Origin of the sequence: Bacillus sp. NPDC094064 (genome assembly GCF_050279585.1) — a bacterium.
GTDB lineage: Bacteria > Bacillota > Bacilli > Bacillales > Bacillaceae_G > Bacillus_A.
Map to the genome: position 1 here is coordinate 401,421 of NZ_JBNNUI010000002.1, position 15,844 is coordinate 417,264.

Sequence of the window (15,844 nt, forward strand, 5' to 3'; positions counted from 1 at the left end):
GGAGATGGAGAATGATTGAATTGGAAATGAGAGTGGAGCGTATTAGAAAAGAAAAAATAGAGGATATTGTTGCATTATCTTCTTATATTGGATGGGATTATAATACAGAAGAAATTGAGACAATCTTCAATTCAGGCATTGTATACGGTGTTTGGAATGAGAAAGAGGAACTAATTGCTAGCGCGGCAATAATATTATATGGGGAGAATTTAGCGTCTATCGGAATGGTGATTGTACATCCAGATTATAAGGGGAGAGGGATTGGAAAGATAATAACGGATGCATGTATTAAAAGCGTATCAGCTCATACTCCAATTATGTTGATTGCTACGGATGAGGGGAAGCCTTTATATGAAAAATTAGGATTTAGAGCTGTTAGTTATGTTTCAAAATACATATGTAACTCGTACAATACGAATCATAAATGTGCAGGAAATGAAGAATATATGATGGATTATAAAGAGGGGGATTTAGAAGAAATTATAAAAATAGATGAATGTGCGTTTGGAACAAATAGAAAAGAGTTTTTAAAGAAAAGAATTATGCAAAGTGAACAGTGCACTGTTGTGAAGGATAAGGAACAAAAGGTACTAGGATATGGTTTGAGTGTACAAACGCCAGAAAATAAAATAATAGGACCGGTAGTTGCAAAAAATGATGAGATGGCAATGGATATTGTTCATTATTTAGCCAAATGGCATAAAGGTAAATTAAGAATAGATGTACCAGAAGGAAAAGCGAATTTCATGAAAAGTTTAGAGGATTTTGGTTTTCAAAAGGTGAATATGCCGCCAATTATGATGAAAAATAGCAATCAATTATTAAAAAGGAATAATGAGTTATATAGCATTGCAGCGCAAATTTTTGGATAAAAAAAGAATCCTTTTCGCGTAAGGATTCTTTTTTATCGTTTATTTAATCACGATATTGGTCATGGGATGGTTGAAAGAGATCTTCCTCTATATCTCTCACCATAGAAAAATGATCAACATTATAATGACCATGTAAAATTTTATTATGATGACCAATAATTTGCTCTGCAGATAACACGTTAGAGTCAGTTGTGGAATGACCGTTTTTAATTAATGTAACGTCAAAGCCTTGTACAGTCGCTGTTCTAACGGCGGTGTCGATGCAATGTTCTGTTTTACAGCCACCTATAACAATATGATTGATTTTTTCTTCTTTCAAAAGTTCAAGTAACGAAGTACCGTAGAATGAATTTGTTGCCGCTTTATTAATAAGGATTGCAGACTGAGGTACTTTAATTTGATTATGTACTTCAAAGCCTACGCCACTACCAGAAGCAACATCGATATCTCTTACGAAAACAATAAGAGCATTTGCATCTATTGCTTTCTGCAGGGCTGTATTTAGTGTAGATAATAGCTCGGTTTTACGAAAAACTTCACTTTCTTTTTCATTTCCATCAATTAATTCTTGCTGAGCATCGATAATTAATAGCGCTTGTTTCATCGTGTCTCCCCTTTAATATGAAATAAGTTCCACTATACATATTCCTTCATATTGTTAGGAAATCCTCCATTGCAAGCGAAGTAGATGATTGATTTACAAAGTTGTCAAAGAAATTTCATTCTCACAGCGTGTAAAAACATGTATGATAGGAGATGGAGAATTTTTGAGTAGGTGGGAATAACATGCAAACAGTAGAAGATTATCTTTCATTCTTACATACGAAAGGATTTAAATTATCAGAGGAAGCACAAGGATTTATTATGTTCGGACAAGGGTATACGGGTGCGTCTGATGGAATTGTGAACGCAGCAATAGAAGCGACAATTAAACATCAATTGCAGTTTGATGGCAGTTATTTTGTTGCGTTATTAGAACGATTGAAAGAAGAAGAAATTACAGATAAAAAAAGCGCTAAGGCTTTTATGCGGAAGTTACAAGCGTAACTTCACGCAGCCCGCGCTTCTTTTTTTGTTTTGGAAGGTAATTCAACGAAAATCATTCCTAAGAAAATACAAAGACACCCAACGATAGCAGAGACGGAAAGCTGCTCGTTTGCAACGAGAACACCAGTTAATGCAGCAAAAACGGGTTCCATTGCGAAAATAATTGCTACTCTCGTTGGAGACGTATGTTTTTGTGCTGATGTTTGGATGAAAAAGGCAATGGATGTTGCAAACAGGGAAGTTAGAAAGAGAGCGAATAAGAAGGACTGATTCGTCCATAGTGATACTGAAAATAATTTTTCCCAATCTTCAAACAAAAAAGCGCAAATAGAAGAAAACATACCAACAGCTAATACTTGTGATGTGCTTAATAATAAAGGTGATATTTTCTTAGAAAAGAAGCCGTTAACAAGAATATGGGCAGCGAATGCGACAGCACAACCGAGAACGAGTATATCTCCAATGTTTAATTGAAAAGAATCACCGGCCGTTAATAAGTATAAACCTGCTGTTGCCACAGCAATACCAAGTACGATGAAAATTGTAGCCCTTTGTTTTAAAAAGATAAAAGACAGAATTGGAACCATGACGATACTAAGTCCAGTTAAGAAACCAGCTTTTGAAGACGTTGTATAAAGTAAGCCGAATGTTTGTAATAAATAGCCGACAAATAAGAAGAACCCAACCATTAATCCAGCTAAACTACTATGTGTTAATTCTTGTTTTGAAATTTTCGGTGAGAAAATCATTTGAACGAATAATAAAATAATTCCAGCGAATAAAAAGCGAATACCATTGAAAGTAAATGGCCCGACAAAAGACATAGCATTTTGAACGACAACAAACGTAGCTCCCCAAATAAAAGAGACAAATAATAAAGCAAGAGGAGCAATCCACTCTTTTTTCACACTCATACCCCCATTAATTTTGTAATATAGCTTTTCTAGCTAATTCATCAGCTACTTTATTTTGACTGCTTGGAATCCATTTAATAAAAAAGAGATCGAAACTTTTTATGTACTGCAATGCTTCATCTAAAAGTGGTGCAAACATTTTATTTTTTGCGTATTCCTTTTCAACAGCTCGCTCAACCAGCTGAGAATCTGTACGAAAAGATACAATGCTATAATTATGCTCCGTGCAATACTTTAATGCTGCAAGTAAAGCATGGTATTCTGCTTCATGATTGGACATTGTCCCAAGTGGTAATGATAATTGTACAGGCGGTTGTACGCCTTTAATGAACACTCCAGCACCAGAAGGGCCAGGATTTCCTTTTGTTGCACCATCAATATATACTTCAATCAAAATGAGAAACCTCCAAATTATGAGATTATCCCCTACCTAAAAGTGCTCTTAAAGTAGGGGATAGAGTACTTATCCAATTGTAATGCTATAACGACATGTAAATGTTTCATTCGCTTGTAAAGACTGAATTCCTTTTTTTTCTTTGAAATCTTTTGCTGGCTTCACTTCATCAGCAATTCCATACCAAGGTTCAATGCATAAGAAAGGTGCATTATTTCCTGGTGTCCATACGCCGACAAATGGGAATCCGTCAAATTCTACTTTTACAAATTTATTATGTTTATGAGAACGGATCGAAATTTCATTCGTATTCATATTTTCAAAAATAAGTGCATCATTTTTGAATAAATCGTATGTAAGTGGCAATTCATTCGTGTTTTCAGCGATTAATTGCTTGTTATTTGAAAGATAAGGTCCTTCTAGTACACTTGTTTCTAAGCGTTCTGAACCATTAAAAGATAGATGATAATCTGTAAATGATTCGCCATCTACTAATGGGAAATTGAATCCAGGGTGTGCTCCAATTGAGAAGAACATCTCTTTTGAAGAAGGATTATTTACTTCATATGTAACATGTATATTTTGTTCTTCTAACTCATAAGAAACAAGTAATTCAAATTCGTATGGATACTTTTGTAGTGTCTCTTCATTACTCGTAACGATATAAGTGATTTTTGTTTCACTTTGCTCTTTTACAGAGAATGTAAGATCACGAGCAAAGCCGTGTTGTGTTAAAGAATAAGGTTTTCCATCTACATAGTATGTATTATCTACTAATCGGCCGACAATTGGGAATAAAATTGGTGCGCGGCGCCCCCAATAAGTAGAATCACCTTGCCATAAATATTCTGTGTTGTCTTCTTTTAAGCGAACGCTTTGTAATTCTGCACCTTTTTCAGAGATGGAAACGATCACTTTTTCGTTTTGAATTGTTGCAGTCATGAAGTGAAACCTCCTAAATATTTCATATGTTTCATTATACGTTGTCTAAAAGAAAAAAGGTAGTTTATGATAGGAATCTATTGACGAAAGGTGGGCCACCTCGTACAATGTAATCTTGTTGCTTAAAAAACGAATAACGTGGTTCGAAACCATCCCACGTAAAAAAACTAAGGAGATTTTGTCATGAATATAAGAACATTAGTCGGTAACGGTATTTTAGCGGCATTATATATTGCTGTTTCTATGCTTATTCAGCCATTTGGCTTTACGAATGTACAGTTTCGTATTTCAGAGATGTTTAATCATCTCATTGTATTTAATAAGAAAGCAATTTACGGGATTGTATTAGGTGTATTTTTAACGAATCTCTTTTTCTCACCAATGATCGCTTACGATTTAGTATTTGGAGTAGGGCAATCTATTCTTGCATTAGTTGCAACGATTATTTCGATGCGATTTATTAAAGGTGTTTGGGCTCGTATGATTTTTAATACAGTGATCTTTACGATTACAATGTTTATGATTGCAATCGAACTTCATCTTGCATTTGATTTACCATTTATGTTGACTTGGTTAACATGTGCAGCGGGTGAATTCGTAGTAATGGCAATTGGTATGCCTGTAATGTACTGGATTAATAAGCGAGTACAATTTGAAAGATTTATGTAATAGATGAAAGGGCTGTTCCTATAGGGGATAGCTCTTTTTGTATGTGATTATAGTGAATATATTGCAGTGACTCTTGATAAAATATAATAAAATATATAAGAAGTCTTACATAAGGGGAATCTAGTATGAAATATAAAATTCAATGGCTGTATAAAACGAAGCGTGGTTTGCAAACGGAATTAACAACAGATTATATGAACATAGAGGAAGCACTTCAATTTGCGGAGGACTTCGAGAAAACAGGAAGAGTGAAAGAACTTTCATTTTACGATGAAATGGATGCAGAATGGTCATTAAAGGAAATGAAAAAGCTGAGTAAACAAGTGGAGGAAGAGCTTCAAGAAATATATGTTTATTTTGATGGTGGGTATGATTTGCAGACGAAAGAAGCTGGAGTCGGTATATGTGTGTACTATAAAAAAGGAAATACAAACTACCGAATTCGCCGCAATGCATATATGGAAGGTATATATGATAATAATGAAGCGGAATATGCATCATTGTTATACGGTATGAATATACTCGAGGAATTAGGGATTAAGTATGAAGCAGTTACACTTCGCGGAGATTCTCAAGTGGTGCTGCAGCAATTGTCCGGAGAATGGCCTTGCTATGATGAGCATTTAAATCATTATTTAGACCAAATTGAACAAAAGGCGAAGCAAATGAAATTAAAACTTGTATGTGAGCCAATATCTAGAAAACAAAATAAAGAAGCACATCAATTAGCGACGCAAGCATTAGAAGGGACGGTCATTGATAGTCATAAAGAAATAACCGAATAGAGAGGTGCAAAGGTGGATAAAAAGCAACTCATTACGGAGGTAAATGACTTATTAGAAACATATTGTGAAGGATGTTTTTTGCGAGAACATAATCGAAAGACAAATAGTAAATATTACGCCCATTCATTTTGTATTAGGCAATGTACAGTTGGAGAAACATTGAAAAAGTATGGAGAACAGTTGTCATAAAAAAACATCCAGAGAAAATTCTCTGGATGTTTTTTTAGTGCTTTGCTTCGTTTAATTGATGCTCGCACTTGCTTAATTTCTTTTCCTCATTCATTAGAAATGGCTCATCTAAATCTGTCGCCACGGATTTCATAATTTCAAGCTGAGAGCGAGCTGCTTCTACAGCAGTAGTGGCATGCTCTAATGTATCTGGATCCATTGAAATTGTCGCTGACCCTACCATTTTTTGTGCTGTTTCTACACGGAATTTCACTTCTTCAAAATCATTTACTTCTGATCCCATTAATAATTCCTCCTTTGTATAGTGCGCATTTCACATAGTTTTTGCTCTGTAAAACGGAAATATACAAAGGAATAAACAAAGGAGATTACCAAGTAAGGTAATCTCCTATCATATGTTGAATTAAAGTTTTACTACGTTAGCAGCTTGAGGTCCACGGTTTCCTTCAGTGATGTCGAAAGATACTTCTTGACCTTCTTCTAAAGCTTTGTAGCCGTCGCCTTGGATAGCAGAGAAATGTACGAATACATCGTCAGCGCCTTCCATTTCAATAAATCCAAAACCTTTTTCGTTGTTAAACCATTTTACTTTTCCTTGCATGTTACAATTCCTCCTAAAAGCGTTTACTATTTTCATTTAGTGAAATTCATTTAAACGATAATATAAACTAAAAGTGCTATAATCTTGAATATTCTGCTAAATGATTAATTTAAATATACACGAATTGGTAGAATTTAGTCAAGTAAACGCTTTTAACTTTTTGTATTTTTAAATAATTTTTCAACTGAATTTTTAAAAGGTATAGGACAAGCCGAATATGTAATATTCTTAAGTGAATGCTGTACATAGTGAGGTGAAAAAATGGGTGAGTCTTATTTATTAGATAATGAAGGAATGAGAAATAGAGCCGACATACCAAAATGGGTTGCAGAAGAATTTCATAATTTTTCGAGTGTTGTATTAGAACCAACTTTTCCATGTTATTTCGGTTTAACAGCTTTGAAAAAGAATGAGCTTCGTTATTCATTTCTTTCTCATGATGATTGGAGTCATTTGCCAAATACAATGTTATCTTTCCTGGAGTTAATGAAAGAACGACCGCTTGTAAGAAGAGGATTTTTTCTATTTATAGAACCTGAACGTGAAGAGCAATCACTCGAATATTATCGAGATTATTTTTGGAAAGTACTACAGTATTTACATGAAAACGATGATCAAACATGGCCGCAGCAAATTCCAAAAAATCCAGACCACTATTTATGGGAATTTTCATTTGGTGGTGAACCGATATTTGCGTTTGGAAATGCACCGGCCTATAAACAACGAAAAACGAGACATCTAGGAAATTCTCTCGTTATTGGTTTTCAGCCTCGCACCATTTTTGATGGATTAGAAGGGGATCGTCCTAAAGGGGCATATTCGAGACAAATGGTCCGTGAGCGAGTTGAAAAGTGGGATCAGTTGCCAAAACATCCTAACATTAGTCATTATGGAGATCCAGATCATCGTGAATGGAAGCAATACTTTATCGGGGATGATGTAGAGCCAATAAAAGGGAGATGTCCTTTTCTTCATAGAGTGGAAAAATAAGAGCCATCATCTGGATGGCTCTTTTGTATATTTTGGATAAAAAAGGGTATTTTAGTAGTGAATATTTCTTATGAAAGCTAGTCTGTTTTTTAAAATCACATCATTACTTAATAGTAAAAGAAGTAGAAAGGATAGAGCGATGTTTGGAGCAATTATACAGCAAATTGTGTTAGGTATTTCATTAGCTGCGCCGGTAGGTCCGATTAATATTGAAATGTTAAAAAGAGGAATTGAAAGAGGGTTTTGGCATGCGTGGGTCGTTGGAATTGGTGGAATGACTGCAGATATTTTGTTCATGCTTCTCATTTACTTCGGTTTATCTTCTGTGTTTATGTATACATATGTACAAGCGTTTATGTATTGCATTGGTTTTTTCTTGTTATTTTATTTAGGATTTCAAAGTGTAAAACAAGGAATTTTCCACTCGAATATGGAATATAACAAAGAAGAGGTGGGTGGCCTTACACAATCTTTTATGGCAGGTTTTTTAATTGCGATATCCAACCCATTAAATCTTGTTTTTTGGTTTGGTATATACGGAAGTACACTTAGCTCGTTACTTACAAAGGTAACGAAACAAGAAGCTTTTTTGTACAGTCTTTGTATTATTGTTGGTATTATTTTGTGGAACTTAAATATTGCTTTTTCTGTCCATTTTGGAAGGGCTTTATTAAAGCAAAAAGCACTTGGCTATATAACAGCCGGAGCAGGTATTATTTTAGTAGGATATTCTATCCATTTTGCATACAAGGCTTTACAGTTGTTCACATAAGATTGAAGGGGAGATTTTTATGTATCGAACCACTATTGACGGAAAAGAAATTATTATTACGTTAGCACCAAAAATCCGAAAAGAAATTACTGATAGGAATCCATTATATGAGGCAGTCTTTCAGAATGCAGCAAGATTGCTGCAAACGAAGCAACCGACGTTTGCGGTAAATCATGAATTATTTGGGCTCATTATTGGAGAAGTACAAAGGGGCGAAGTAACAGTATTTGCAGTGGAACATATTATTCCAAAGCAAAATATATTTGGGCCGAACAATTTTTTCTCGACAATAGAGCAGCAGGCAAATTTGTAAAGTGAATAGAATAAGAATAGAATAAGAGTAGAAAAGAAATAGTCGTAACGATATGTTGCGGCTGTTTTTTGGGGAAAAGGGGGAAGAAAGATGAAGAGAGTGGGGAAAGAGTTCTTTTTGCAACATGATATCGTTATTATGTATAGTATTCTATTTGTTTTCATCATTATTTTAAAAATGCAATTTTTTACATGGACCGGTATGTTAGCGTGCCTGTTTGGAATTATTTTTTATACGTTTAATGAATATATGACACATCGTTTTTTATTCCATTTAAAGCCGCCTAAAAATGCATTTTTATTAAAAATGTTAAGAAGATTACATTATGATCATCACGTATATCCAGATGATTTAAAACTTTTATTTTTGCCTGTATGGTTTAGTATACCTAGCTTTACTATATATTTACTTATATCCTACGGTATTGCGAAAAGTGTTACTGTTACACTTTCATTTGGAATCGGAATGATTATCATGCTCCTCGTTTACGAATGGAAACATTATATTGCACATAGACCGATTCGTCCTTTCACTAAGTTTGGAAGATGGCTAAAAAAACAGCACATACTACACCATTATAAAAATGAAAAGTTTTGGTTCGGTGTTTCAAATCCAGTGTTCGATTTTATATTTGGAACGCTTAAAGATGGAAAAGACGTGGAATTAAGTGAAACAGCCCGTAATTTAGAAAAGGAGAAAAAGACGGAAGTGGTGCAATAAGCACTACTTTTTTTATTTTGTTTTAACGAGATAAAAGTTTGAGTGGTATGGATTAAAGTACGGAAATTTTATCCCGCTATTTGCTGGGTAGACTCCACCTCAAAAGTTGGTGATTGCGAGGGATTTAGGCAGGAGATAACAGCCCGTAAAAGCTTGATTGGTGAAGGGGAATAATCAGTGGGAGATGGACAACATCCTACTGATTAAAGTTTCACTTTATGTTGAAAAAATATATTAAAAACTTAGGAGAAAATGCCGAAAAATGTCTATCGAAAAATCTTTGCACAGATGTGTGGATTGTCTAAAATAAAAATAAGTTTCTGAATATTTATAAAATTTAGTCTTTTGGTATGTAAGGGGGATTTGTACTTCAAGTACAGAGAGGGGATTAGAGAATGAAACGAGATGATACGTCAGCACGTAAGTTGAAAAATGAGGTGAATTATACAGAGGTTGTTCAGTCAGAAGAATTTCAATTGCTATTAAATACGAAAAAGAAGTTTATCGTTCCGATGAGTATTTTCTTTTTTAGTTTTTTTATTGCACTTCCAATATTAACATCGTATTCAAAGGTGCTCAATACATCAGCATTTGGTGATGTTACATGGGCATGGGTATTTGCTTTTGCTCAATTTATAATGACATGGGCATTATGTATGATTTATAGCAAAAAAGCAGAATCATTTGATGAAATCTCGCGAAACATTCTACAAGACATGCAAAAGGGGAGGGGTTGAATTTGAATACGACTGCTTTTGCACTATTTTTAATTATCGTCCTCGGTACGCTCGTTATAACTTATTTTGCATCGAAAAAAACGAAAAATGCGAGTGAGTTTTATACAGCTGGAGGGGGATTAACGGGTTGGCAAAATGGCCTGGCTATTGCCGGAGATTACATGTCTGCTGCTTCATTTCTCGGTATTGCTGGAGCAATAGCGTTAACTGGATTTGACGGATTTTTTTATAGCATCGGCTTTTTAGTGGCTTATTTAGTTGTTCTATATCTCGTTGCAGAACCGCTTAGAAATTTAGGGAAGTACACATTAGCGGACATGATTGCAGCACGTTTTGATGCGAAAAAGGTACGCGGTATTGCAGCGCTAAATACGATGACAATTTCTATTTTTTATATGATTGCACAATTAGTTGGTGCGGGTGCACTTATTAAATTATTATTAGGAATCGAATATACAACATCTGTATTAATCGTTGGTACACTTATGACTGTGTATGTTATTTTTGGTGGCATGACAGCTACGAGTTGGGTGCAAATTGTTAAGGCTGTACTACTTATGGCTGGAACATTTATTATTTCTGTTATCGTTTTCTCAAAATTTAATTTTAGTGTGACTGAAATGTTCGCTCAAATGAAAACAGCTACTCCGTTAAAAGAGTCGTTTTTAAATCCAGGTGTAAAGTATAAAGATGGCCTTGATACGCTTTCTTTAAATTTAGGACTAGTTCTCGGTACAGCAGGATTACCACATATCCTTGTCCGCTTTTTTACAGTACGTGATGCAAAAACGGCACGTCAATCTGTTGTATATGCGACATGGCTAATTGGCGCATTTTATATTATGACGATTTTCTTAGGATTTGGTGCGGCGGCGTTTGTAGGGAATGAGGCAATTATTAAAGCAAATCCAGCTGGTAATATGGCAGCGCCTTTATTAGCTAAAGCGTTAGGTGGAGATTTCTTATTTGCTTTCGTATCAGCAATTGCCTTTGCAACGATTTTAGCTGTAGTAGCAGGACTTGTATTAACAGCGGCATCAGCTTTTGCACATGACTTTTATAATGAGATTATTCGCAGGGGAAAGTCAACTGAAAAAGAGCAAGTATCAATGGCTCGTTATGCATCTATTGGAGTAGCGGTATTATCTATTATACTAGCGTTATTTGCTCAAACATTGAACGTAGCATTTTTAGTTTCACTAGCATTTGCAGTTGCAGCGAGTGCAAACTTACCAGTTATATTGTTTACAATATATTGGAAGCGCTTTAATACGACCGGTGCGATCTCTGGTATGATCGTAGGTCTTGTATCAGCAATAGTTCTCGTAGCGTTAAGTCCAAATGTATGGAACCCTGTAGCTGGAAAAGCTATATTTGTTGGAGAAGCGATATTCCCATATACGACACCTGGAATTATTTCGATTCCGCTCGGTTTTCTTGCAGCCTATTTAGGAACTGTTTTATCTAGCAAGAAAGAGGACGCAGCGAAATTTGATGAAATTCTTGTAAAATCTAATACTGGTCATGGTATTAGCGATGCATCTTCACATTAAAAAGGAGGGGCTTTTCGATACAAAAGAAAAGCCCCTTTTTCTTTTGGGATTTTCTTGTAAATATTACTGTATTGTAAGTAGGATTTTGTCTTAATTTTGTGGAATGAAAATAGCAGGGAGAAATTTAAATCATCATGGCACCAGTGCAGCTTTTGTGAAAAATAAGTTGTTATGGAAGGTGGAAGAAATGATGAAAACGAAACAAACTGATGAATTATTAGCAAAAGATGAGCAATATGTTTGGCACGGAATGCGTCCTTTTAGTCCAAATAATACAATGGTAGGGGCAAAAGCAGAAGGGTGCTGGGTTGAGGATATACAAGGAAAAAGATATTTAGATGGTATGAGTGGTCTTTGGTGTGTGAATAGTGGATACGGAAGAAAAGAGCTCGCAGAGGCGGCATATAAGCAATTACAAACTTTATCATACTTTCCAATGTCACAATCACATGAGCCAGCTATAAAGCTTGCTGAAAAGTTAAATGAGTGGCTTGGTGGAGAGTATGTTATTTTCTTCTCTAATAGTGGTTCGGAAGCGAACGAAACAGCTTTTAAAATAGCAAGGCAATATTATGCTCAAAAAGGTGAACCTCATCGTTACAAATTTATGTCACGTTACCGTGGATATCACGGAAATACAATGGCAACGATGGCGGCGACGGGACAAGCACAGCGTAGATATCAATATGAGCCATTTGCTTCAGGATTTTTACATGTAACGCCGCCGGATTGCTATCGCATGCCAGAAATCGAATCACAAAATATTTATGATGTAGAATGTGTAAAAGAAGTAGATCGTGTTATGACGTGGGAATTAAGTGAAACGATTGCTGCTTTTATTATGGAACCAATTATTACGGGTGGAGGCATTTTAATGCCACCACAAGGTTATATGAAAGCTATTCATGAAACGTGTCAAAAACACGGTACACTACTCATTAGCGATGAAGTGATTTGCGGCTTTGGACGTACAGGAAAGGCATTTGGATTTATGAATTATGATGTGAAACCAGATATTATTACGATGGCAAAAGGGATTACGAGTGCATATTTACCATTATCAGCAACAGCTGTGAAAAAAGAAATATATGAAGCATTTAAAGGGAAGGGAGAATATGAATTCTTCCGCCACATTAATACATTTGGTGGAAATCCTGCAGCTTGTGCATTAGCGCTTAAAAACCTAGAAATTATGGAAAATGAAAATTTAATTGAGCGCTCTGCACAAATGGGTTCACTTTTATTAGAGCAATTAAAAGAAGAAATTGGAGAACATCCGTTAGTTGGGAATATTCGCGGAAAAGGTTTATTAGTTGGAATCGAACTAGTAAATGATAAAGAGACGAAAGAGCCAATTGATAATGACAAAATTGCAAGTGTTGTAAATGCTTGTAAAGAAAAAGGTTTAATTATAGGGCGGAACGGTATGACAACAGCGGGGTATAATAACGTATTAACATTAGCACCGCCGCTTATTATTTCAAGTGAAGAGATTGCTTTCGTTGTTGGAACGTTGAAGACGGCGATGGAACGTATTTAATTACTAAACAGAAAAAATCGAGCTACTATAGAAAGCTCGCTTTTTTCTGTCATAATTCAAGTAGGGGAAGAGGGTTTAATGGAGAAGTATGATCCTAACAAACATTATCACATTGGTTATTATGAAGATGGACATGATTTAGAAGTCACGGCATACAAAAGAATGAATGAACCAATTTGGGATGCTTATATTCCACATTATGAGGTAGACGATTTTTACAAAAAAGTGGAGAAAATGAAGTTAGGTGAATATATAGATGACTACGGTATTAAAGTATATTCATTTAGTAATGAAATCGATGATGAAGAAGCACGATCCATTTTTGAAAACTGGTTAAAAACGAATGAAATTGTTTAAAGGTAAAATAAAAAAGGAGATTGCTATCTTATAAGATAACAATCTCCTTTTCATATAGTAAACTTATTTACTTGCTTTCATTACTTTATCTTTAGCGCCAAAAGTGTATTTTAACATTGGTGGTGTAATCATCGTAGTTAAAATAACAACGATAACGATTGCTGTAAAGTAGTCTTGTGCTAATAGGCCAGAAGATAGTCCTGTTCCTGCGATGATAAGTGCAACTTCACCACGAGAAACCATACCAGCGCCAATAATTGCAGAAGACTTTGCATCAAATCCAGTCATGCGTGCACCGAATCCACAACCGATTAGTTTTGTTAAGACAGCGATTACTGTTAATGCTAAAATGAACCAAATTTGATCACCAATACCGTCAAATGTAATATTCATACCGATACTAACGAAGAAGACTGGTACGAACATAGCGTAAGCGATTGGTTCTACTTTCTTTTCTACTTCATGTTTGTAGTTCGTTTGAGAAATAGCGATACCAGCTGCGAAAGCACCGATAATACCAGCAATTCCTAATAGTTCGCCGAAATATGCGAATGAGAAACAGATGATAAGAGCCGCGCTCACGATAGACTCAGATACGCGTAGTGGTGATAACCAGCGCATAATCGCAGGAACACCTTTCCATCCGATTAAAATAATAGAAGCGAAGAATACAACTTTCTTCAAGATAACCATTGTTAAGTTAACATCGTCTGTACCTAAGAAGCTCATTGCAAATGCTAATAAAATAACGACAAGAATGTCATCAAATACAGCTGCGCCCAGCATAGTAGTACTTTCACGTGTTTTCATCTTCCCTAAATCGCGAAGTGTTTGAACAGAAATACTAACACTTGTCGCACATAGAAGTAATCCTAAGAAGACAGCATTTCCTTGTTCCATTCCCATAACAAGACCAGAAACGTAGCCACCTACGAACGGAAGAACGATACCTCCAAGTGCAACAGCTAAAGAAGAATTACGATTTGCGTTTAATTCTTCTAAGTCTGTTTCAAGTCCTGCCATAAACATTAAAAGAATAACACCGACATTACTTAATTGTGTTAGAAGCTCTGAATTTTCAATCCAACCTAATACAGCTGGACCGATAACGATACCGACAATTAATTTACCTAGTACAGAAGGTTGACCTAATCTAACACTAAGATCACCAGCAAGCTTTGTACTTAATAAAATAAGTGCAATTTGAAAGAAAAATTCGAATTCCATCGGATCCTCTCCTCATCATTTTTATTTTTATCATACGATTTCTCGGAATTTGCCTAATGAAAATATGTAAAACCCATTAAACAAAGGGTCTTATTACAAGTTCTTTTGAACCCGTAATTTGAACCTGTAATTAATATATAATAAAATTTATTAAAAATCAATGAAAAAATAGCAGATTTTCATAATAGGATTCGATTTAGGTATGGAGGTAATCACTATATAATAAGAAGAAATAAGGCTACATTTTTAACGAATTGGAGTAGGGTATATGTTATTAAATAAACGCTTTACAATTGGAGAAATGGCGAAAATGCATAATATAGCGGAATCGACTTTACGCTATTATGATGAAAAAGGAATTTTTCATCCGTCTACCGTAGATCCGCAAACGAATTATCGCTATTACACAATCGATCAATTTTCATTATTAGATACGATTAAGTTTTTGCGCCAATTAAATATTCCATTAAAGGAAATTAAGAAATATATTGATGAAAGAAATCCAGTATACGCACTCAATTTATTGGAAAAACAACAAGAACTGATGTTGAAAAAACAAAGAGAAATTGAGTATGCTTTGGCGAAAATGGAGCATAGAATTCATTTAATTAAGGAAGCAACAAAAGCAAAAGCTGAACGAATGGTAATTAAAAAGATCCCCAAGCGAAAAATTACAGCAATTGCGGTTGCCCCGAATACGACAGATGATATGTTTGAGTACTATATCCATTCGTTGCAAAAAAATATGAGGCAAATGGATGATAGCTTATTTTCTGGAGATATTGGTGTAACAGTTGCAAAAAAAGGATTAATGCAAAATGAGTTTCAAGCATATAGCAGTGTTTTTATTCTTTTGGATTACATGCCTTTTCAAGTACATAGCTCAGATGAAATTAAAGAGGGCATATTTGCCTGTGTATATCACCATGGGCCATATGAAGAAACTGATGAAACATATAAAAAGTTAATGAAATACATTGACCAAGAAGGATATGAAGTAGGCGGAGATTCGATTGAGATTGCATTAATTGATTGGTCTGTAACAGAAAATCCAGAGGAGCAAGTAACAGAAATTCAAATTCCTATAATGAAAAAAACAAAGCAGTAGGACTCGTATAGTTACAAATGGACATCAAACACAATATTACCTATTTTTTAATTCTCTATTGACCTTAAAGTTACTTGAAGGTTTAAACTAAAAAAAGAGAGTTGAAAAAAGGAG

21 protein-coding genes and 1 riboswitch are annotated in these 15,844 nt (G+C 35.0%); of the genes, 14 read left to right on the forward strand and 7 right to left on the reverse strand.

Translation table 11 applies throughout. The annotated features are described in order from the left end of the window. Window positions 1-11 precede the first annotated feature (11 nt). Complete coding sequence (locus ACQKNI_RS06655; RefSeq protein WP_427282278.1) at window positions 12-872, forward strand: GNAT family N-acetyltransferase; 861 nt, start codon at window positions 12-14, stop codon at window positions 870-872. A 43-nt stretch (window positions 873-915) separates the two neighbouring features. Here ACQKNI_RS06655 and ACQKNI_RS06660 read toward each other — a convergent pair whose 3' ends face one another. Beyond that, window positions 916-1,476, reverse strand: a complete 561-nt coding sequence (locus ACQKNI_RS06660; protein WP_088231526.1) for a cysteine hydrolase family protein — start codon at window positions 1,474-1,476, stop codon at window positions 916-918. A gap of 182 nt (window positions 1,477-1,658) precedes the next feature. Between ACQKNI_RS06660 and ACQKNI_RS06665 the strand changes: the two genes are divergently transcribed. After that, on the forward strand, window positions 1,659-1,919 hold the full coding sequence (locus ACQKNI_RS06665; RefSeq protein ID WP_001195212.1) for a DUF6123 family protein: 261 nt from the start codon (window positions 1,659-1,661) through the stop codon (window positions 1,917-1,919). A gap of 2 nt (window positions 1,920-1,921) precedes the next feature. Here ACQKNI_RS06665 and ACQKNI_RS06670 read toward each other — a convergent pair whose 3' ends face one another. From ACQKNI_RS06670 to ACQKNI_RS06680, 3 genes are all read right to left on the reverse strand, one after another. After that, window positions 1,922-2,827 carry a DMT family transporter gene (locus ACQKNI_RS06670; protein ID WP_140417411.1) on the reverse strand — a complete coding sequence of 302 codons (906 nt, stop codon included), beginning with the start codon at window positions 2,825-2,827 and terminating at the stop codon, window positions 1,922-1,924. Window positions 2,828-2,840: 13 nt separating this feature from the next. After that, window positions 2,841-3,227, reverse strand: coding sequence for a reverse transcriptase-like protein (locus tag ACQKNI_RS06675; protein ID WP_088231524.1), 387 nt, complete (start codon window positions 3,225-3,227; stop codon window positions 2,841-2,843). Window positions 3,228-3,296: 69 nt separating this feature from the next. Next, window positions 3,297-4,169, reverse strand: coding sequence for an aldose 1-epimerase family protein (locus ACQKNI_RS06680; RefSeq protein ID WP_088231523.1), 873 nt, complete (start codon window positions 4,167-4,169; stop codon window positions 3,297-3,299). A gap of 132 nt (window positions 4,170-4,301) precedes the next feature. Continuing rightward, window positions 4,302-4,346: riboswitch (PreQ1 riboswitch) on the forward strand. Between the two features lie 6 nt (window positions 4,347-4,352). Between ACQKNI_RS06680 and ACQKNI_RS06685 the strand changes: the two genes are divergently transcribed. The 3 genes from ACQKNI_RS06685 to ACQKNI_RS06695 all read left to right on the forward strand — a co-directional run bounded on the left by ACQKNI_RS06685 (window position 4,353) and on the right by ACQKNI_RS06695 (window position 5,812). Beyond that, window positions 4,353-4,838 (forward strand): QueT transporter family protein, encoded by a 486-nt coding sequence (locus ACQKNI_RS06685; protein WP_088231522.1) that lies wholly within the window; start codon window positions 4,353-4,355, stop codon window positions 4,836-4,838. Between the two features lie 125 nt (window positions 4,839-4,963). Continuing rightward, window positions 4,964-5,623, forward strand: a complete 660-nt coding sequence (locus ACQKNI_RS06690; protein ID WP_088231521.1) for a ribonuclease H family protein — start codon at window positions 4,964-4,966, stop codon at window positions 5,621-5,623. A gap of 12 nt (window positions 5,624-5,635) precedes the next feature. Continuing rightward, on the forward strand, window positions 5,636-5,812 hold the full coding sequence (locus ACQKNI_RS06695; RefSeq protein WP_000358801.1) for a zinc-finger domain-containing protein: 177 nt from the start codon (window positions 5,636-5,638) through the stop codon (window positions 5,810-5,812). 34 nt (window positions 5,813-5,846) lie between these two features. Here the strand turns inward: ACQKNI_RS06695 and ACQKNI_RS06700 are convergent, their stop codons facing one another. Both ACQKNI_RS06700 and cspB read right to left on the reverse strand, forming a co-directional pair. Then, window positions 5,847-6,095, reverse strand: coding sequence for a DUF2564 family protein (locus tag ACQKNI_RS06700; RefSeq protein WP_000534394.1), 249 nt, complete (start codon window positions 6,093-6,095; stop codon window positions 5,847-5,849). Window positions 6,096-6,215: 120 nt separating this feature from the next. Further along, complete coding sequence (gene cspB, locus ACQKNI_RS06705) at window positions 6,216-6,413, reverse strand: cold shock-like protein CspB (protein WP_001161731.1); 198 nt, start codon at window positions 6,411-6,413, stop codon at window positions 6,216-6,218. Between the two features lie 261 nt (window positions 6,414-6,674). On the opposite strand from cspB, the gene ACQKNI_RS06710 reads away from it, so the two are divergent. The 8 genes from ACQKNI_RS06710 to ACQKNI_RS06745 all read left to right on the forward strand — a co-directional run bounded on the left by ACQKNI_RS06710 (window position 6,675) and on the right by ACQKNI_RS06745 (window position 13,395). Beyond that, window positions 6,675-7,403: a YqcI/YcgG family protein gene (locus ACQKNI_RS06710; RefSeq protein WP_088231520.1), complete on the forward strand. Its 729-nt coding sequence runs from the start codon at window positions 6,675-6,677 to the stop codon at window positions 7,401-7,403. A 139-nt stretch (window positions 7,404-7,542) separates the two neighbouring features. Next, a complete protein-coding gene (locus tag ACQKNI_RS06715) occupies window positions 7,543-8,175 on the forward strand; it encodes a LysE family transporter (protein ID WP_088231519.1) in 633 nt (210 codons plus the stop codon). Window positions 8,176-8,194: 19 nt separating this feature from the next. After that, on the forward strand, window positions 8,195-8,488 hold the full coding sequence (locus tag ACQKNI_RS06720) for a cytoplasmic protein (RefSeq protein ID WP_088231518.1): 294 nt from the start codon (window positions 8,195-8,197) through the stop codon (window positions 8,486-8,488). A 90-nt stretch (window positions 8,489-8,578) separates the two neighbouring features. After that, complete coding sequence (locus ACQKNI_RS06725; protein ID WP_088231517.1) at window positions 8,579-9,208, forward strand: sterol desaturase family protein; 630 nt, start codon at window positions 8,579-8,581, stop codon at window positions 9,206-9,208. A gap of 395 nt (window positions 9,209-9,603) precedes the next feature. Continuing rightward, entirely contained in the window at window positions 9,604-9,945 is a 342-nt protein-coding gene (locus ACQKNI_RS06730) for a DUF485 domain-containing protein (protein ID WP_098841494.1), read from the forward strand. 2 nt (window positions 9,946-9,947) lie between these two features. Then, window positions 9,948-11,498: a solute symporter family protein gene (locus ACQKNI_RS06735; RefSeq protein ID WP_212590128.1), complete on the forward strand. Its 1,551-nt coding sequence runs from the start codon at window positions 9,948-9,950 to the stop codon at window positions 11,496-11,498. 190 nt (window positions 11,499-11,688) lie between these two features. Then, window positions 11,689-13,038 carry an aspartate aminotransferase family protein gene (locus ACQKNI_RS06740; RefSeq protein WP_140417410.1) on the forward strand — a complete coding sequence of 450 codons (1,350 nt, stop codon included), beginning with the start codon at window positions 11,689-11,691 and terminating at the stop codon, window positions 13,036-13,038. A gap of 78 nt (window positions 13,039-13,116) precedes the next feature. Continuing rightward, window positions 13,117-13,395, forward strand: coding sequence for a DUF3986 family protein (locus ACQKNI_RS06745; RefSeq protein WP_088231513.1), 279 nt, complete (start codon window positions 13,117-13,119; stop codon window positions 13,393-13,395). Window positions 13,396-13,458: 63 nt separating this feature from the next. On the opposite strand, the gene ACQKNI_RS06750 is transcribed toward ACQKNI_RS06745, so the two are convergent. Then, window positions 13,459-14,622, reverse strand: a complete 1,164-nt coding sequence (locus ACQKNI_RS06750; RefSeq protein ID WP_088231512.1) for a cation:proton antiporter — start codon at window positions 14,620-14,622, stop codon at window positions 13,459-13,461. A gap of 268 nt (window positions 14,623-14,890) precedes the next feature. Between ACQKNI_RS06750 and ACQKNI_RS06755 the strand changes: the two genes are divergently transcribed. Further along, window positions 14,891-15,730 carry a MerR family transcriptional regulator gene (locus tag ACQKNI_RS06755; RefSeq protein WP_088231511.1) on the forward strand — a complete coding sequence of 280 codons (840 nt, stop codon included), beginning with the start codon at window positions 14,891-14,893 and terminating at the stop codon, window positions 15,728-15,730. Window positions 15,731-15,844 lie beyond the last annotated feature (114 nt).